Annotated in this window: 12 protein-coding genes; 9 read left to right on the top strand and 3 right to left on the bottom strand. The window is 27.5% G+C overall.

What is annotated here, in order from left to right:
- The first annotated feature begins 8 nt into the window (after positions 1-8).
- The 5 genes from ACRC03_RS16460 to ACRC03_RS16440 all read left to right on the top strand — a co-directional run bounded on the left by ACRC03_RS16460 (position 9) and on the right by ACRC03_RS16440 (position 12,947).
- Positions 9-773: a PD-(D/E)XK nuclease family protein gene (locus tag ACRC03_RS16460; protein ID WP_438653681.1), complete on the top strand. Its 765-nt coding sequence runs from the start codon at positions 9-11 to the stop codon at positions 771-773.
- Positions 763-4,206, top strand: coding sequence for a helicase-exonuclease AddAB subunit AddB (gene addB, locus ACRC03_RS16455; RefSeq protein ID WP_438653680.1), 3,444 nt, complete (start codon positions 763-765; stop codon positions 4,204-4,206). The genes ACRC03_RS16460 and addB overlap by 11 nt, the downstream gene beginning before the upstream one ends.
- Positions 4,206-7,988 (top strand): helicase-exonuclease AddAB subunit AddA, encoded by a 3,783-nt coding sequence (addA, locus tag ACRC03_RS16450; RefSeq protein ID WP_438653679.1) that lies wholly within the window; start codon positions 4,206-4,208, stop codon positions 7,986-7,988. Before addB ends, addA begins: the two co-directional genes overlap by 1 nt.
- A gap of 236 nt (positions 7,989-8,224) precedes the next feature.
- Positions 8,225-9,433: a metallophosphoesterase family protein gene (locus tag ACRC03_RS16445; RefSeq protein WP_438653678.1), complete on the top strand. Its 1,209-nt coding sequence runs from the start codon at positions 8,225-8,227 to the stop codon at positions 9,431-9,433.
- Complete coding sequence (locus tag ACRC03_RS16440) at positions 9,420-12,947, top strand: AAA family ATPase (protein ID WP_438653677.1); 3,528 nt, start codon at positions 9,420-9,422, stop codon at positions 12,945-12,947. The genes ACRC03_RS16445 and ACRC03_RS16440 overlap by 14 nt, the downstream gene beginning before the upstream one ends.
- 509 nt (positions 12,948-13,456) lie before the next feature.
- Here the strand turns inward: ACRC03_RS16440 and ACRC03_RS16435 are convergent.
- Positions 13,457-14,131, bottom strand: coding sequence for a hypothetical protein (locus ACRC03_RS16435; protein WP_438653676.1), 675 nt, complete (start codon positions 14,129-14,131; stop codon positions 13,457-13,459).
- A 321-nt stretch (positions 14,132-14,452) separates the two neighbouring features.
- Between ACRC03_RS16435 and ACRC03_RS16430 the strand changes: the two genes are divergently transcribed.
- Positions 14,453-15,703 carry an HlyC/CorC family transporter gene (locus ACRC03_RS16430; RefSeq protein WP_438653675.1) on the top strand — a complete coding sequence of 417 codons (1,251 nt, stop codon included), beginning with the start codon at positions 14,453-14,455 and terminating at the stop codon, positions 15,701-15,703.
- 25 nt (positions 15,704-15,728) lie between these two features.
- Entirely contained in the window at positions 15,729-16,952 is a 1,224-nt protein-coding gene (gene pepT, locus ACRC03_RS16425) for a peptidase T (RefSeq protein WP_438653674.1), read from the top strand.
- A gap of 66 nt (positions 16,953-17,018) precedes the next feature.
- Here the strand turns inward: pepT and yfcE are convergent, their stop codons facing one another.
- Together yfcE and ACRC03_RS16415 are read right to left on the bottom strand one after the other, a co-directional pair.
- A complete protein-coding gene (yfcE, locus tag ACRC03_RS16420) occupies positions 17,019-17,588 on the bottom strand; it encodes a phosphodiesterase (protein WP_438653673.1) in 570 nt (189 codons plus the stop codon).
- 22 nt (positions 17,589-17,610) lie between these two features.
- Complete coding sequence (locus tag ACRC03_RS16415; RefSeq protein ID WP_438653672.1) at positions 17,611-18,411, bottom strand: NAD(+)/NADH kinase; 801 nt, start codon at positions 18,409-18,411, stop codon at positions 17,611-17,613.
- A gap of 180 nt (positions 18,412-18,591) precedes the next feature.
- On the opposite strand from ACRC03_RS16415, the gene megL reads away from it, so the two are divergent.
- Together megL and ACRC03_RS16405 are read left to right on the top strand one after the other, a co-directional pair.
- A complete protein-coding gene (gene megL / locus ACRC03_RS16410) occupies positions 18,592-19,788 on the top strand; it encodes a methionine gamma-lyase (RefSeq protein WP_438653671.1) in 1,197 nt (398 codons plus the stop codon).
- 109 nt (positions 19,789-19,897) lie between these two features.
- Complete coding sequence (locus tag ACRC03_RS16405; RefSeq protein ID WP_438653670.1) at positions 19,898-21,082, top strand: MFS transporter; 1,185 nt, start codon at positions 19,898-19,900, stop codon at positions 21,080-21,082.
- Positions 21,083-21,200: the final 118 nt, after the last annotated feature.

The following is a 21,200-nucleotide window of genomic DNA, read 5'->3' as shown; positions in this document are numbered from 1 at the left end:
TGATGTAATTGAATAATATATTAAAGAATTTTGTATATAGTCAAAATTCTATAAATACCTATAAATCATGCCCTTTAAAGTTTAAGTATAAATACCTAGATAAAATAAATTGGAGAAAAGATGATATAGGAAGTAGAGAATACTACGAAAGTTTGCAAATGGGAAGTGAATTTCATTTATTATGTGAAAGATATTTTTCTAATATACCTTTAGGTATAAATGAAAAAAATAGTCTTAAATATACAAAATGGATGGATAAAATTAAAAAGTTATTACCAATAATATCAGAAAATAAAGATGAAACTATATATTTACCAGAATACGAAATAAGATACAACTTAAATGGCAATACAATAACTGCAAAATATGATTTAGTTGTCATAAACAATAATAAAATAGATATATGGGATTGGAAAACTGAAAATAAAAAGGTAGATTATAAAAATGCACAAAATAGAATTCAAACAATAGTTTATATGTACTTAGCTAAAGAAGTGATTCCAAAACTATATAATATAGATGTAAATTTTGAAGATGTGACTATGAAATACTACCAGCCTGAATTTGAAGATGAACCAGTTTCTATATCATATAATGAAGAAATACATAATTCGTATAATAATAGGATAGATCAATACATACAAATGATAAGAAATATTGAGTTACATAATGTAAAAAATGATAATCACTGCAAATTTTGTGAATTTAATAAATTGTGTAATGGACAAGAAGTAGAATATCAACTATTAGAGGAGGAAAACTATGAGTATTAAATTTGTATTAGGTAGAGGAGGAAGCGGAAAAACTACCTATATACTAGACGAAATTAAAAAAAGAGTTCAAGATAATGAAACTACTCCAGTAATATTACTAGTTCCAGAACAATACACTTTTGAAATTGAAAAGAGAATGAGTAATTTATTTACAGGAGAAGTGAAAGATAAATTTTTAAGGGCAAGAGTACTAAGTTTTAACACTATGAGTAATATAGTATTTTCTCATGTGGGAGGTTTAACAGATATAAACATAAATTCTAGTGGTAAAGCTATGATTACTTACAGTGCTATAGAAAGTGTGAGTAAAGAATTAGAAATATTCTCTAAATCATCATCACAGTCAGGCTTTGTAAGCTCAATAAGTGATATTATAGGAGAACTAAAACAATACAGTGTTAGTCCTGAAGCTTTAGAATTTGTTGCAGGGGATTTAGAAAATGAAACACTAAGCTTAAAATTAAAAGATATAAGTAAAATATATAAAGCATTTGAAGAACGATTGCATGAGAACTACATAGATTCTCAAGATATGCTTAATTCTTTGGCTCAAAGAGTTGAATTATGTGATTGCTTTAAAGATGCATATATATATATAGATGAGTATACTGGATTTACTCCTAATCAGTATAGAGTTTTAAGAAGCTTGTTTCATCAAGCAAAGGAAGTTTGTATATCTTTAACAATAGATAATCCCCAAAAAATTACTTATAACAAAAGTGATGCTTTTTCTAGAACTAAATTTACATATCAAAAGTTAATAAAATTGTGTAACGAGGAAGGGGTAAAGTTACTTCCATCAATCGATTTAGCTAATGGTAAATTAAATAGATTTAAAAATAGTAATGAACTTGCACATTTAGAAAAATACTACCATGCTTATCCATATGAAACCTATAAAGAAGAAACTAAAAATATACAAATAAAAGAATTTAACAATTTATATTCAGAAGTAGAAGAAATTGCTAAAGAAATAGTATCACTAATTCGAGATGAAAAAATTAGATACAAAGATATAACTATTGCAACTAGAGATTTAAATAAATATGATTTTTTAATTCACTCTATATTTAATGAATATGGAATTCCAAATTTTATAGATAAAAAAAGAGAAGCTAAAAGTAACCCTATAATAGTTCTTATTATATCAGCATTAGAAATGAAGAATAGAGGATATAACTACGAAACTATGTTTAGATATTTAAAAAGTGGTCTTATAGGTATTCCTAATGATGATATTAGTTTACTTGAAAACTATGTACTTGCAAATGGAATAAAAGGTAAAAAATGGTTTGAAAAAAAATGGGAATATCCATTTAATTACAATATATCTGCCAAAGAAAGTGATTATGAAATAGAGCTAAAACAAAGAGTAAATGAAATAAAAGATAAAGTATTAGAACCAATTGTAAAATTACAAGAAAAATTGAAGGGAAAAAATAAAGTAGAAGATATCTGTAAGTATATTTATGAATTCTTAATCGATATCAATATGCCAAATACTATACAAAATTTAATAGCTAACTTTAAAGAAAAGGGAGAATTAGATGTAGCAAATCAATATTCTCAAGTATGGGGTATTGTAGTAGATATACTTGACCAAATGGTAGAAATTATGGATAGTGAAACTATAAGATTAGATAAGTTTATAAAACTTATCAGCTTAGGCTTTGATGAATATGAATTAGGATTAGTACCTCCAAGTATAGACCAGGTATTAGTAAGTAGCGTAGATAGAATGAAAAACCCTGATACTAAATACCTTTACTTAATAGGTACAACGGATGGCACCTTCCCATTAATATCTAAGGATAATAGCTTATTAAATGATAATGATAGAGAAAACTTAGGCAAAAAAGGTGTAGAAGTTGATATAGATAGTAAAACTAAAACGTTTGAAGAACAATACTTAGTATATAAAGCACTTACATCTACCAGTGAAAATTTAATAGTAACTTATCCAATATCAGACCATGAGGGAAAAACTATAAGACCATCGGTTATAATATCAAGGCTAAAAAAGATATTCCCTAACATAGCTAATAAAAGTTATTTACTAGAAGAAGAAGCTAAAACAAATGAAGAAATATTAAATAAAATAACTACTAAGATTCCAACTTTTAATGAACTTATAAATGAAATAAAAGAATTTGATGATGGAAAAGAAATAAAAGATTTATGGTTAGATATATATAGATACTATGCACAAGATAAAGAATACGAGCATATAGCTAAAAAGGTTATAAGCGGACTTAATTATACTAATCAAGTGCAAAAAATAGAAGAAGAAAAAATAAAAAAATTATATGAAAATAAATCCTTAAGTATATCAAGATTAGAAAGATATTCAAATTGTCCTTTTGCATATTTCATTCAGTATGGACTAAAAGCAAAAGAAAGAAAAGAATACTCTTTTACTGCACCAGACTTAGGAAACTTTATTCATAATATATTAGATACTTTTTCAAAACAAATGGCTAAAGATAGTTTAAGCTGGAGAGATATTAATTTTGATTATATAATAGAAAAAGTGTCTGCAATAGTAGAAGAAATAGTATCTAAAATACCAGGATATATACTACAAAGTTCAGATAGATATAGATATCTTGCTTATAGACTTAAGAATATGCTTATATCGGCAATAAGTATAATAAGTGAACAAATAAAAAAGGGTTCATTTGAACCTAGCGGATATGAAGTTAATTTTGGTGAAAATGGGAAATATCCTCCTATAAAAATAGTATTAGAGAATGGTGAAGAAATAAATCTAAGAGGTCAAATAGATAGAATAGATGAGTTTGAAAATGAAGAAGGAAAGTACATAAGAATTATTGACTATAAGTCGAGTGATAAAAGTATAAGTTTAACAGAGGTTTATCATGGTCTACAGCTTCAGTTACTAGTATATCTAGATGCAATATTAGAAAGTGGAAGTAATTTAAGTCCAGCAGCAATACTTTACTCAAAAATAGATGACCCTATAGCTAAGTTTGATGAAAATAAAGATGATGATGAAATAAGAGAAAAAATACTAAAGGATTTAAAAATGCAAGGTCTACTTATAAAAGATTCTAAGATAATTAAAGAAATGGACAAATCCTTAGATACTGGTGATAAAGCTACTTCATTAGTGATACCAGCTAGTATTAATAAAGATGGAACATTAGGAAAAAGTACTAAGGGTGTAACTAATGATGAGTTTGAAGTAATAAGAAAATATGTAAAACACACAATTAAGGATATATGTAAAGAAATGTTAAGTGGAGACATAGATATAAGACCATATAAATATAAGGACAAAGTTCCATGTACTTTTTGTAACTATTCATCAATATGCCAGTTTGACAGTAGTTTAAAGGATAACAATTATAAAATAATAAACAAAAAAAGTGATGATGATATAATCGACATGATGAAAGGGGGAAAAAAATAATGAGCTCTCCTAAATGGACAAAAGAACAACAAGCGGTAATAGACAATAGAAATGGTAACTTACTTGTAGCAGCAGCGGCAGGCTCAGGTAAAACAGCGGTACTTGTTGAGCGTATTATACAGATGATATTAGATAAGGAAAATCCTATAGATATAGATAAATTACTTGTGGTTACATTCACAAATGCAGCAGCCTCAGAAATGAGAGAGAGAATAGGGGATGCTATAGGAAAGGCATTAGATAAAGATCCAGAAAATAAGCATCTTCAAAATCAACTTGTATTGCTAAACAAGGCAAGTATAACTACAATACATTCATTTTGTTTAGAGGTTATAAAATCTAACTTCCACAAAATAAATCTAGACCCTAACTTTAGAATAGGGGATACTACAGAATGTACCTTATTAAAACAAGAAGCGATAGAAGAAGTATTTGAACAACTTTATGAAGAACAAGACGAAGATTTCTTAAATTTAGTGGAAAGCTATGCTGAAAAAAGAGGCGATACAAATATACAAAGTATTATACTAAGTATTTATAACTTTGCAATGGCTTCCCCTAATCCAAAAGAATGGTTAGAATTTAGTGCTGAACAATTTAATATAGATGATGACTTTGATTTTTCTAATTCTATTTGGGCAAAAGCCATACTAGATACCATAAAAATAGAAGTAAGTGGTATGGAAGTAAACATGAGAAAAGCACTAGAAGAGATAGAAGAAATAGAAGAACTTGAAACTTATATAGCTAAGTTTAGAAATGATTACACAAAAGTAAAAATAATATTAGAAGCTTGTGAGAAATCTTGGGAAGAATCTTATATAGCTATGTCCTCAGTAAAATTTGAAGACTATAGAAAAGGTGTAAAAAGAATTCCAAAAGATGCTTCAGAATATATTGGAGAGCTAAAGAAAAAAGCAGATACAGTTAGAAAAGATGCGAAATCATCTATTGAAAATATGGCGGTTTCTATATTTAGAAAAGAAAATGAACAAATAGAAGAAGAACTTAGATATTTACATAAAGTAGCAAGAGCTATTTCAGATACAATATTAAAATTTGAAAAGGCTTATGATAATCAAAAAAGAGAAAAAGGAATAATAGATTTTAGTGATATAGAGCATTTTGCTTTAAAAATACTTATACAAAAAGATGAAAATGGAAATGATGCACCAAGTGATGTAGCATCAGGATACATAGACAAATTCCATGAAATATTTATAGATGAATATCAAGATAGCAACCTCGTACAAGAAGTATTACTTGGTACTATTGCAAAAACAAAAATACCAAATAGATTCATGGTTGGGGATGTAAAACAAAGTATCTATAGATTTAGACAAGCTAAGCCAGAGATATTTTTAAAAAAATATGCAGACTATGATGAAGAAGAAAGTAGTTTAAATAGAAAGATAATGCTATACAAAAATTTTAGAAGTAGAGAAGAAGTTGTAGACTGTGCAAATTATATTTTTGAAAACATTATGAGTAAAAATATAGGAGAAATAGAGTATACAGAAAAAGAAAGACTTAACCTTGGTGCTAGTTTTATGGAAAATGAAGATGAAAATACTATTGTAGGCGGAGCTTCAGAAATTCATTTAATACAAAATAAAGACAAAGACTCAAAAGAAGAAGATAAAGAAGATACTAAAGAATCTAATGAACATAATGAAGAAGCTGTTGAAACTGAAGAAGAAATAGATAACATTCAGCTTGAAGCTAGAATGGTAGGAAAAATAATAAAAGATTTAATGAACCAAAAAGAAGATGGAAAAATTCAAAAGGTATTTGATAAAAAATTAAGTAATTATAGGCCAGTAGAATTTAAAGATATAGTAATACTACTTAGAGCAACTTCGGCTTGGGCACCAGTATTTGCAGATGAACTTATGAATATGGACATACCAACTTATGCAGATATAGGTGTTGGTTATTTTGATACAATAGAAATAAAGACAATGTTATCTTTACTTCAAGTAATAGATAACCCAATGCAAGACATACCTCTTTTAGCAGTACTAAAATCTCCCATATTTCTATTTACTCCAGAAGAGTTAATAGAGATAAGATTACAAGATGAAGAAATGAGTATTTTTGAAGCACTAGAAAGATTAAGCCAAGAGGAAAGTGAAGTAGGAAAAAAGTGTATAGATTTCTTAAATAAGCTAGAAAACTACAAAGAAAAATCTTTATACATGAGTACAGATGAATTCTTATGGTACTTATATACAAAAACAGGATACTTTGCATATGTAGGGGCATTACCAGGAGGTTCACAAAGACAAGCTAACTTGAAAATATTATTTGAAAGAGCTAAACAATTTGAAGAAACAAGTTTTAAAGGTATTTTTAATTTTATAAACTTTGTAGCTAAGCTAAAAAAATCTAATACAGATATGGGTAGTGCAAAAACTCTTGGAGAAAATGCCAATGTAGTTAGAATTATGAGTATACATAAAAGTAAAGGATTAGAGTTCCCTGTGGTAATATGTTCGGGAATGGGGAAAAAGTTTAATACACAAGACTTTAGGAAAGATATATTATATCACCATAATTTAGGATACGGACCTCAACTAGTAGATTATAAAAGAAGAATATCTTATCCAAGTATAGCGAAAGAGGCATTGAAAAGTAAAATAAATGTAGAAAACTTATCTGAAGAAATGAGAGTTTTATATGTAGCATTTACAAGACCAAAAGAAAAGCTAATAATAACTGGAGCTACTAGAAATTTAGAAAAAAGCTTAAAATTATGGGCGAGTGGAGTAGAATCAAATGCACCAATATCTCAATATAAAGTGTTAAAAGGCAAGACTTTTTTAGATTGGATAATGCCCTCAGTAATAAAACATAAAGATTTAGAAAGTATAAGAGAAACAATGGATATAGAAATAGATAGAGTGGAAGAGCATAATTCAAGATGGGACACAAAACTTTGGTACAAAGAAGATATTGTATTAGAATCAAAAGAAGATGAAGAGAAAGAAAGCATAGAAGAAGTATTATCAAAACTAGATATAGAAAATCCATCTACAGAATACTATGAAAAAATAAAAGAAAAGTTAGATTATGAATATCCTCATAAGGCATGTATAACTAAGCCTGCAAGTATATCTGTAACAGAAATTAAAAAAATACAAAACAACTATGAAGATGAGTATGCAAAAGAGATGTTTACTCAAGAAGTAAGCTTAAAAAAGCCATTGTTTATGCAAGAATTAGAAAGTAAAGAAAAAATAACAGGTGCCCAGAGAGGTACTATAGTCCATTTAGTTATGGAACTAATAGATACCAATAGAATAAATAATGTCCAAGCAATAGAAGAGCAAATTAAGGAATTTATAAAAAGAGGAAGCTTAACAGAAAAACAGGCCTCTGTTATTAATCCGTATAGCATTTTTAAATTCTTCAAATCAGAGATAGGAAAAAGAATGCTTGCATCAAATTTTATCAAAAAAGAACAAGCTATTTACTCTAGAGTAAAGATGAAGGATGTATATCTTCAAGATGAGTTAATAAAAGAAGATGCGCTAGAAATTTACGATGAGGAAACTATTATGTTAAGAGGTATTATAGATGCTTATTTTGAAGAAGATGACAAAATAATAATCGTAGATTATAAAACCGATTATGTAACAGAAGAAAATAAATCAGAAGTAGTAAAAAAATATAAGAAACAATTAGACTTATACGGTGAAGCTGTAGAAAAACTTACAGGAAAAGAAGTAAAAGAAATGTGGGTATATTTATTTGGAATAGATGAAGGTATTTGTATATAATCAAGGCATAGGAATAATTGCCGATAGTTGATATTGAAGAAAAAAATATATTAAGTTTATATTAAGTGTATATCTATGGATATACACTTAATGCATTTTCATAACAATCCGCTTGTAAGTGCGTTATTAATGGTTAAAAAAGTTTAGTGATATTTTTTTGTGATATAATCAAAATATTAAGGGAATAATTAAACATATAAATTTAATCATAAAGTTGTAGAAGTTGGAGGATAGAGATGAAATTTATTCATACATCGGATTGGCATTTAGGTAAAAACTTAGATGGACATAGCCGAATAGAAGAACAAGAACAATTTTGCAAAGAATTTATAGAAATAGTACAAGAAAATGACGTAGATATGGTTATAATAGCAGGAGATATATATGACACCTCAAATCCAACGCCAAAAGTAGAAAAACTATTCTATGAAACAGTATTAAAACTATCAAATAATGGACAAAGATGTGTTCTAATAATATCAGGAAATAATGACAACTCAAAGAAATTATCAGCAGCAAACCCTTTAGTATATAGCCAAGGCATAATAATATTAGAAGATATAAATAGTAAACTTGAATTATTAAAATACAAGGGATTTGAAATATTAGAATCTAAAGAAAGCTGTATTAAACTAAGTATAAAAGGTGAAAAAGTTACAATAATAATGCTTCCATACCTAAGTGAAAGAGAACTAAATGAAATTATATACGCAAAAATTAAGGATTATAAAAGTAAAGAATCATATACAAAAAAAATAGGAGACTTATTTGCAAGCCTCGAGCAAAACTTTACGGATGATTCAATTAATATTGCGATAGGACATTTAAAAGTAATAGGATGTGAAAATACAGAATCAGAAAGGATTTTAGGTGAATATTTAGAAGTTGACAAAAAAAACTTACCTAAAAATGCTCAATACATAGCATTAGGTCATTTACATAAGATGCAAAGAGTATCAGAATACTTAAATGCTTATTATAGTGGTTCTCCAATACAATATAGCAAAAGTGAGCATAACCAATTAAAAGGTATATATTTAGTTGATATAAAAGTAGGTAAAACGCCAGATGTAAAAGATATATATTTTAACAACTATAAGCCGATAGAGGTATTTAGTTGTAGTAGTGTTAAGGAAGCTTTAGAAATATGTAATAAAAACAAAGACCGCAATATTTGGTCTTACTTTGATATAAACACAGAAGAAGCAGTGCCACAATATCTTATAAAAAATATGAAAGAAACATTAGATAATATTGTAGAAATAAATAGAAATAAAAGTTTAAATCATGAATATGAAAGTAAAAATATAAAAGAAAAATCTAGGGGAGAAATATTTAAAGAATTTTATTCTTATAGTAAGGGTGTTGAACCTAGAGGAGAACTTATAAACTTGTTTTTAGAGATAACAAATGAAGAAGGTGAATCAAAATATGAAGCCGATTAAGCTAGAGATAAAAGGACTAAATAGTTATATAGAAAATACAACTATAGATTTTGAAAAATTAACAGAACGAAAATTATTTGGTATATTTGGAAAAACAGGTAGTGGAAAATCTACTATACTAGATGCTATAACAATAGCTATGTACGGAATTACATCAAAAAAAGATAAAGAATATATAAACAGCAATTGCGACAAAGCTCAAATATTATTTGAGTTTGAAATAGGAAGTAAAAACTCTAAAAGAAAATACCAGATAAATAGAACTATTACTAGGGATATAAATAGTGAGAAAAACTCTAAGGCGGTATTATTAGAATTACATAATAATTATGACAAAACTATCATTGCAGATAGTGTGACAGATGTGAATACCATAATAATTCAAATTACAGGATTAAGTGAAACAGAATTTGTAAGTACGGTAGTAATTCCACAAGGAAAGTTTAATGATTTTCTAAAATCAGAAGGAAATGAAAGAAAAGATATATTAGAGAAGATTTTTAATCTAGAAAAATATGGTGAAAATCTAATAAATAAAGTAAAAATAAAAAAAGAAAGTGAGTTACAAAATCAAAGATATATTAAAGCTGAATTAGACAAATATGAAGAAGTTAATGAATCAACTTACAATTATAAAGAAAAAGAATTAGAAGATTTAAAAAAACAAAAAAGTAAATTAAATAATGATTTAGAATTATTAATAAAGACTCACCAAGAACACAAATTAATTTATGAACAACAAAATAAGTTAAAAAAATATGAAGTTAGAAAAAAAGAACTAGATTTAAAAATTGATTCAATGCAGATTAAGAAAAATCAATTAGAACATGCGATTAACAGTGGAAAAATAAATCCTCATATATTTACACTTCAAAATCTAGAAAAGAAAATCGAAGAGGATAATTTTAAATTTGAATTTTTACAAAAAAAATTAGAAAATTTAAATCAACAACTTTTATTAAGTAAAAATAAGTATGAAGAAGCTTATAAATTTAAAAATGAAAAATTATCTAAACTAAGCGAAGATAAGATAAAGTTAGAAAGAGCCAAAGAATTAGAAAAAGACTTAATTAATTTAGAAAAAGAACTAAGATATTTAAAAGAAAATAATGAACAGTTAACCAACAAAAAACATAACTTAGAAAAAGTAAAAGTAGAATATCAAGCTAAAAAAAAAGTTTGTATTAAATCAATTAAAGAGATTGAAAAGAATATAATAAAACTTAAAATGAGTCAAGAACTAAAAGAAAAAATTTTTACTGCATATGAGTATGAAAAAGAATACAACAAAATAATAGAAGAAAAAGAGCATAAAATAAATAAATTTGAACAACTAAATAAAGAATTAGAAGAATTAAATTTGAAAAGTAAATACATTGAAAGAGATAAAAATAATATAATTGTAAAATTAAATACTACAATTGAATCGTATGAAAAACTTATGAATAAGTCTCCAGGAAAAAATGAAGATATAGTAAATAAAACAGAATATGTAGTTAACTTAAAAGCGAAATTATATTCTTTTAAAGAAAACGAAGAAATAAAAAATAAAATACAAAAAGAGTTAAATGAAGTAATAGAAATAAAATACAATAATGAAAGAGAAACAAAAGTATTACATGAAAAGCTAGAGTATATTAGCGAAAATATATTAGTATTAGAAAAAGAGACAGACAAGTTAAGATATTTAAATTTAGTAAGTGAATTAAAAAAAGAACTAAAAGAAAATATGCCTTGTCCCGTATGCGGATCAAGACATCATACAAGTTATAGCGATGTAAACGATGATATAAAAATTATAATTACTAAAGAAAAATTAGATAAATTAAAATTAGAAGAAAGTAGCACTAAGCTAAAACTAGAAAGTTTAAACTCAGAATTAATAGCAAATACTATTTTAGAAAAAATAAAATTTAAAGAAATCGAAGAATTAAAAGTTAAGCTTGGAGAAAATAGTTACAGTGAAATACACAATAGATTACAAGAAGATAAAAGAATATTAGATTTATTAAAAGATAGTATTCACAAATGGAATAAAGACAAAGAAGAGATAACTATAAACGTAAATAAATTTAATGAAGAAAAATATAGAATAGAAAAAGAAGAAATTAAAATAATAGAAAAAATAAAAAGTTTAAAAATTTATACAACAGAAATTAAAGAAGAAATTGATCTGTTAGAGGAAAAATTTAAGCTAATTGGAGAACCATATTTAGTATTAAAAGCAACATTAAAAGTATCAAATTTATTTGATAAGATAGATGAAATAAACAAAAATGAAAAAATAATAGAAGAATTAAATAATCAATATTTAAAAGTAATTAGAAATAGAGATGAAGTAGATGAAGCGATAAGAGAATATCAAAGTCAATTACATCAGATAGAGCTAGAGTTAATAAAAAACAATGAAAAATATGAAGAAAAACATAAATCTAAAGAAGATAAATATAAGGAAGTAATATCTATAACTAAGGGAGAGGATTCTAGTGTATTATTAAATAATATAGAAAAAAAAATAAAAGATTTAATAACGAAAGAAGAAATAATAAAAAATAAATTAGAAGAACAACGAATTGAATATGAAAAGTACTCAACAGAAAAATCAAATATAGAAGGTCAATTGAAAACATCTAAAGATGAACAAAAAATACAGGAATCAACACTAAATCAACTTTTAAGAGACTATAAATTTGAAAACTTATATGCAGTTAAAAGGGCATTGCTAGATCCAGACCATACAAGATTATTGCAGAGTGAAATAATGGAGTATGAGGAAGAACAAAAAATATTAGATATAAAAATAAAAGAAATGAGAGATGTTCTCTCAGGTAGGAGAGTTAAAGAAGAAGAGTTTAAAAATACAAAAGATAATATTTATAATACAAAAGTAGAGGTCGAGAATATATCTAATAAAATTGAAATTAAACAACAAAACTTGATTATATTAAAAGAATCTATAAAAAAAGTTGAAGAGCTTGAGAAAAAGTTAATAATAGTACAAAATAAGGTGAATTTATTGAAAGACTTATATGAAGCTATAGAACAAAAACAATTTGTAGAATATATTGCAATTAGCAAGTTACAAAATATAGCATCAGGAGTAAATGACAAATTAGGAAAAATGACTAAAGGAAGATATAAGTTAGAGATTGACTCTTATGCAGGATTTATAATATGTGATAATTTTAATAATGGCCAATCAAGAAGTATAGATACATTATCAGGAGGAGAAGAATTTTTAGTTTCATTATGTTTAGCATTAGAAGTATCATCACAAATTAAGCTAAAAGGAGATTCTCCGCTAGAATGCTTCTTTATAGATGAAGGTTTTGGCTCATTAGATGAGGAACATATACAAATCGTTGTAGATGGTCTAGAAAGACTACAAAATGATAAGTTAAGCATTGGAATAATAAGCCATGCTAATGAGATTAAAGATAGAGTTCCAATAAAATTAATAATAGAAGAAAATACTCCAGAAGAAGGATCAAAAGTAAAGATTGAATATAATTAAAGATTGAATATAAAAAAGTGGCGTCTACAAGGGGGAGATTGTAGACGCCTTAAATATATATACTTATTAGGGGGAGAGATATATAATTTCCGCTCTCATATATAATTATTAGCAAATTTCTAAATTATATACATTTTTAAATATAAAAATTCGCTTCGCTTGAGTGACCTGTCGGCGGAACACTTCATATCGCCAACGGCTCTGCGCGTTGCTAAAAATATTTTTTTACTTTTACTAAGTATGTTGACTTTGCTTAAATATAGCAACCTACTCACAGTTTTTGAGTTAATATAATTTATTTAAGCGTAAAAAAAGTCACCTATCAGGGGGGGAATAGGTGACTTAGAATATTGGGGGGGAAAGATATTTATTTATCCGATCATTAATATTAACAGGAGTTTTGATATTCATATTATTAAATCTTGTAAGAGAAACCTCTACTTAAGCTTCTCTTAATATAACATATGCAATAAGAACAAAAAGTGACACAAAATAACAAAAGAAAACAATTATTTTATATATTTTTCTAAGTTAATCATAGATTTGAAGTTATCAAAGCCTATTTTGTCTATGTAAGTACCTATACGCTGTTTTCCTGTCGCATTTTTAGCGTACACACTTACAATTTCATCAATTAATTCTAATATTTTATCATCAGGTATACTCATAACTAATTTATCTCCTAATCTAGGAATAGTACCACCTTTGCCGCCAACAAACACTGTCCATCCTTTAGGAGTACCCATTATACCTATATCACGAGTATGGTTATCACTACAACTATTTGGGCAACCACTTACACCTATTTTTAATTTATTAGGCATATCCATACCATGATATCTTTCGTCTAATTTTAGTCCAATAGATACTGAATCTGTAAAAGCTCTTTTACAGAATGTTGTACCAGGACAAGTTTTAACGCTTCTAACGCATAAACCTATTGCAGCACCTGGTTTCATACCTAAATCTTCCCAAGCATTGTCTATATCATCTTCTTTTAATCCTACTATAGCTATACGTTGTGCAGCAGTAACCTTTATAGCAGCAACTTGGTATTTATCAGCAACATCAGCTATTTTTCTAAGTTGGTCAGGACTTACTAATCCAGCGGGAAGGTGAGGTGCTATAGCGTATGTTTCTTTGTCTCTTTGTAATACTGCGCCTTTTTCTAATAAATCTTTCATAAATTTAACCTCCTAATATATTGATAATGATTTACCTATTTCTTATATACGTATAGAATATTTTTTTTTAAAGGTTTTATATAAATATAGTATTAGTATGTGAATATAGTAATTATTTTATAAATCAAATAATATATTTTATTTTTAAAGAGATTTATTGCATATATAATGCTCATTAATAAATAATTACTAGGCTAGCAAGGGAATAATAAATTAAAATACAAAAGAAATAGTAGTTACTTGTATTAATTTCCAAATACAAATTAAATATGATATAATCTATATTGACATCAAAAATAAAAACTAGGAGAGTGGTAAAGGTTGGAAGGAACCAGTATTTTAATTCAAATTATAATCTTGGTGATATTACTTATAGGCTCAGGTTTTTTTTCTGCATCTGAAACTTCGTTAATGTCACTAAGTAAAATAAGAATGAGGCATATGCAAGATGAAGGAGTAAAAGGAGCAAAACTAGTAGCTGACTTAATAGAACATCCAAATAGTTTATTAGGCTCTATATTAGTTGGAAATAACGTTGTAAATATAGCTGCAACATCTATATCTACATCATTATTTATAACATTGTTAGGACCAGAAGGAGTTCCTGTAGCTACTTTAGTTATGACAATATTAGTTTTAATATTTGGAGAAATAACCCCTAAAACTATTGCAGCAAACAACTCAGAAAAAGTTGCTATTTTAGTATCTAAGCCAATAAAGGTAATAATTTTTATATTAAGACCTGTAGTATGGGTATTTAATTTAATAACAGGAGTAATATTTAAATTAATTGGTGTAGAAAATAAAGGCAATCAACCATATATAACTGAAGAAGAGCTAAGAACTATGGTTAATGTAAGTCATGAAGAAGGAGTATTAGAAATAGAAGAGAGACAAATAATAAATAATGTATTCCAATTTGGAGATATGCAAGCGAAAGAAGCGATGGTTCAAAGACTAGATATGGTTGCCATTAGTAGTGAAGATAGCTATGATGAAATAATAGAAATGTTTAAAAATGAAAAATTAAGTAGAATGCCTGTGTACAATGACTCAATTGACGATGTTATAGGTATATTGAATATAAAAGATGTAATATTTTTAACTGATAAAGAAATTGAAAATTTTGATATTAATAATTACATTAGAGAACCGTTTTTCACATATGAATTTAAAAAAATTACTCAATTATTAGAAGAAATGAAAATAGAAAAAAGTCAAATGGCTATAGTAGTAGATGAATATGGTGGAACTTCAGGCCTTATAACTATAGAAGATTTAGTAGAAGTTATAGTTGGGGATATAGAAGATGAATATGATGAAGAAGATGAGGAGATTATAGTAATAAAAGAGGATGAATATATAGTAGAGGGTAGTACAAAAATAAGTGATGTTAATGAACTTATAGGCGTTAAATTAGAATCTGAAGAATTTGATTCTATAGGTGGATTTATAATAGGTTACTTAAGAAGATTACCTGAAGAGAATGAAGTAATACAAGTAGAAAATATAAAGTTCTGCATAGAAAGCCTAGATAAAAATAGGATTAAGAAAATAAGAATTTTCACATAATGAAAAAAAGAAAGAGGTACTAAAGATGAGAAAAAATGTAGTAGAAAGATTTTTAAAATATGTTACGTTTGATACAACGGCAAATCCTAAAAATTCTAATTGTCCATCAACTGAAGGTCAAAGAGTTTTTGCTAATTATTTAGTAGAAGAATTAAAATTATTAGGGCTTGAAGATGCAAATGTAGATGAAAATAGTTATGTTATGGCAACATTAAAAGGGAATGTAGAAGGTGCAGAAACTATAGGATTTATATCTCATTTAGATACAGCACCAGATGTTAGCGGTAAAGATGTTAAGGCGAGGATTATTGAAAATTACGATGGAAAAGACATAGTTTTAAATTCAGAGCAAAATATAATTACAAGTGTTAAAGATTATCCAGAGATTACTAAATTTGCGGGTGAAGATTTAATAGTTACTGATGGTACAACTTTACTTGGTGCTGATGATAAGGCTGGAGTAGCAGAAATAGTTACTGCAATAGAATATTTAGTTAACAATCCTGAAATTAAACATGGAGATATAAAAATAGGATTTACTCCAGATGAAGAAATAGGCAGAGGTGCAAATTTATTTGATGTAGAAAAATTTGGAGCAAAATATGCTTATACTATTGATGGTGGAATTGAAGGCGAGCTTCAATATGAAAACTTTAATGCTGCAGGTGTTACTATAACAATACAAGGCAGAAATGTACATCCAGGAGCATCTAAAAATAAAATGGTAAACGCTTTACATATAGCTGCAGAAATATCAGAAATGTTCCCAACAAGTGAAAGACCTGAAACTACAGAAGGATATGAAGGATTCTATCACTTAAACGACCTAAATGGAAATGTTGAAAAAGCTACTATGGTTTATATAATAAGAGATCATGATAAGCAAAAATTCGAAAAAAGAAAAGCTTATATGGAAGAAACAATAAATAAGTTAAATGAAAAATACAATGGTAGAATTACTTTAGATATGAATGATCAATACTTCAATATGAGAGAAAAAGTAGAGCCAGTTAAATTTATAGTTGATATAGCAGAAGAAGCTATGAAAGAAGTTGGAATAGACCCACTTATAATACCAATAAGAGGTGGTACAGATGGAGCAAGATTATCATTTATGGGACTTCCTTGTCCTAACATATTTACTGGAGGATTAAACTTCCATAGTAAAAATGAATGTGTACCAGTAGGTACTATGGAAAAATGCTCTAAACTAATAGTAAAAATAGCGGAAAAATACGCTCAAATATAAAGTTAATATTATTAATTACTAAAGAACAAAAAGGTGCCAAGTTTAATCTTGACACCTTTTTGTTCTTTAATCTTTATTATTTATTTTTATAATTCTGCCTGTATTAATATCTATTAAATTAAAATTCATATCAAGCTCATCTTCGGTTTGAATTATATCTATAATTGCGATAGAATGAGTTCCGTCTTTTGGGATAGAAGTACTTCCTGGATTTAAAACAATTAAATTTTCATCACAATATAACTCTTTAACATGAGTATGTCCTAATATTAAAATATCAGCACCCATACTTTTAGCCTTTTTTATTGTTTCATCTTTAGACTCAGTATATCCATGAGTCATAATAATTCTAACTTCTCCAAATTGACTCATAACATAAGGTCCTTGGATTGGATGATTTATAACCATTTGATCTACATCAGCATCGCAATTTCCTCTAGTAATAAGTATATTATTAACTTCATTTATTTTAGCAATAATACCTTTAGGATTATATCCTTCAGGGATATCATTTCTAGGACCATGATATAATACATCTCCACCGTGAAGTATAACATCACATTCAGATAATGAATCTAGAGCTTTTTCAAAATAAAGTAGACTTCCATGAGTATCGCTCATTACGCCAATTTTCATATGTATTGCCTCCTAAGTATAGTTATAAGAATTTTTCAGTGACTCTACTCCAAAACTCATAATTAGACATTCTAAGTAAATTCACCTTAATATCTGATACAAATATTTTAATATCAGATACATCGCTAAATCTATGCTCTACCCCATCTACAACTACTAAAATGGAATTTTCAAACCTATATTCTGGTGCTATGTTTATTATAGACTCACTAGAAAATATTATACTAGATGTAAAACATCGGTAAGCATTTGTATTTATTGGATGAAGTGGAGTAAGTTGCATAAGGTTTAAACTAGGATCTACGATACTACCACGAGCAGAATAGTTATAGGCAGTAGAACCAGTAGGTGTCGATATAATTAAGCCGTCGCCTCCAAAATCTTGTATATGCTTATCATTTACCTTTAAATCTAAATGTATAACTCTAGACTTATCTCCTCTGATTACAACTTCATTAATAGCATAAATATTCTCACAGCATTCATGTGAGAATATTTCAGCTTCAATAAGTGATATACCTTGTATAATATAATCATTATTATTATAAGCGTCAATAAACGTGTCTATGTTGTCAGGACTGATATCTGCAAAAAAACCAAGGTGACCAGTATTTATTCCAACTACAGGAACATTAGGAAAGTTAAAATCATGTACAGTCTTCAAAAAAGAACCATCTCCACCAATGGATACAACTAATTCTGTATCTGGATGGAAATAATCTTTTACATCAAAGCCTTCAGATATTAATTTTTTAGTTAGTAGCTCTTTAGTCTCAAGGGACTTATATACTTGGTTTGAATTTATAGTTACAAATCTTTTCATCTTTACACCCCTTTATACTTTGTATTATAGCATAATTTAATAATTCGAAATAACAATTATTATTTAAATAGGAACGTATATAGAAGAATTTTATTACATAAAAGAAATATAATACTATAATTAAAGTAGAGCATTAAAATAAAAGGATAATCTAACTTTATATTAAGGGGGGTACTTATTATGAAAAATCTAGAAGAAATGAGTTTTTCAACTAAGGCAATTCATGGAGGCTATAAAAAAGATTCAGTGTGTGGAGCTTTAACAACACCAATTTATCAAACATCAACATTTATATTTGACAATGTAGAACAAGGTGGGAGAAGATTTGCCTTAGAAGAGGAAGGTTATATTTATACAAGGCTAGGAAACCCAACTCTTACTCAATTAGAAGAAAAAATTTCTGTTTTAGAAGGTGGAGAAGCTTCTATAGCAACAGCTTCTGGTATGGGGGCAATATCAGCAGCGCTTTGGACAGCTTTAAAAGCAGGAGACCATGTTTTAGCTGACAAGACTTTATATGGATGTACCTTTGCTTTATTAAACCATGGGCTTACTAGATTTGGAGTAGACGTTACTTTTATAGATGCATCTAATTTAGAAGACGTAAAAAATTCAATAAAAGAAAATACAAAGGTAGTGTACTTAGAATCACCAGCAAATCCAGACCTTAAACTTGTAGATATAAAAGCGATATCAGATATTGCACATGAAAAAGTAGAGAATTGTTTAGTATTTGTAGATAATACTTTTGCCACACCTTATATTCAAAGACCAATAGAGTTGGGAGCAGATGTAGTTATTCATTCAGCAACTAAATACTTGAATGGGCATGGAGATGTTATTGCAGGTATAGTAGTTGGCAAAAAACAGTTTATTGATGAGGTAAGATTCTTTGGAGTTAAAGATATGACAGGGGCAGTACTTAGTCCATTTGATGCTTATTTGATAATAAGAGGTATGAAAACATTAGATGTAAGAATGGAAAGACATTGTAAAAATGCACTAGAGGTAGCAAAATTCTTAGAAAGTCATAAAAATGTAGAAAAAATAAGCTATCCTGGGCTAGAAAGTTTCCCACAATATGAACTTGCTAAAAAACAAATGAGATTTCCTGGTGCAATGATATCTTTTGAAGTAAAAGGTGGAGTAGAAGCAGGAAAGAAACTACTAAATTCATTGAAGCTATGTACTCTTGCAGTTAGTTTAGGTGATTGTGAAACCTTAATTCAACATCCAGCATCAATGACACATTCACCATATAGTGAAGAAGAAAGATTAGAAGCAGGCATAGCAGATGGGCTTATAAGGTTATCTGTTGGCTTAGAAGATGTGAAGGATATTATAGCAGATTTAAAAGAAAGCTTAGATAATCTATAAAAATTTTATATAATAACATAAAAGCCTTACCAAATTGGTAGGCTTTTGTGTTATTATATAAGGTACAAAATATGCAGTATACAAAGACAAAATAAGTAGAGGTTAAGACATGGATAAAAACAAAATAAACAAGATTCTATTTATAAATTTTATAACAATGACTACATTTAACATGGCTCATCCAGTAACACCTACATTAATAAATACTTTAGGATTACCAACTTATATGTTTGGAGTTTTATATTCTACAATGGCAATAGCTCAATTCGTTATGGCTCCAATTTGGGGTTCAATATCAGATGCTAAGGGAAGAAAAAAGGTATTAATAATAGGAGTAATTGGCTATGGAATAAGTCAACTTGGTTTTGGGCTTGCACAAACATCCACATTAATTCTTTTATTTAGAATATTAGGAGGGGCTTTATCTGTAGGATTTATGACTGGCTCTATAGCTTATGTAAGTGATGTATCTACGAAGGAAGAAAGAATTAAGTATATGTCATACCATACAGCTACAATGTCTATAGCAAGTTCATGTGGTGCTCTTTTAGGTGGTGCAATCGGAGGATTTGGATATAAATATGCCTTTATTACTCAGTTTGTTCTTACTATTCTAGTAGGTGTATGTATATATTTATTACTAGATGAAACTATAGAAAATAAATCTAAAGAAGTAAAAATATATTTAGAACACTTAAAACCAGGAAAAAAATCAATAGATTTAAAGTCAATAATAGGTATAATGATGATAATAATGACTCTTGCTACAATTGCGACTACATCGTACAACTCAACAATAAACTTCTACGTAGAATCAGTGCTTAATATGCCGACAATAGTAAATGGTATAGTAATGGCTATAGCTGGAGTAATTGCGTTGATGATGAATTTATTCGTAAATCCTTATTTAGGTAAAAAGTTTGATGAAAATAAAACTATAGTAGCTGTTTTAGGTATTGCAGGAATTTCTATAGTAATTTCGAGTTTAAGTTCAAATATGATTGTAGCATTAATATTCTTAGCGATGTTCATTGCTTCAAGTGCATTAATTACTCCATTACAACAAAGTATTGTCTCTAAATTAGCTAAAAATAATTATGGAGAAGTAATGGGAATACAAGGGTCATTTAAAGCTATCGGTATGGTTACAGGTTCTTTAGTATCAGGATTTATATTTGATTACGGAAATAAACTACCATTTTTACTAGGTGGAGTATGTTGTTTATTTGCATTTATATTATTATATAAAGTATTTATAGGCAATAATAAACAAGAGTTAAAAAAAGTTAGCTAAAAAGTTAGTTAAAAAAGCTTTAGGTTATTATAGCCTAAAGCTTTTTAATGATAAAAAGTACTTATCTATTATTTAAAAATAGTATAAAATAGTAATGTTATGACTTAAGGAAAGCAGG

This window comes from Romboutsia sp. (assembly GCF_051659545.1).
Taxonomy (GTDB): Bacteria; Bacillota; Clostridia; order Peptostreptococcales; family Peptostreptococcaceae; genus JBOFOR01.
Note: the sequence above shows the minus strand (reverse complement) of the source record. Positions and strands in the feature narration are given on the sequence as shown.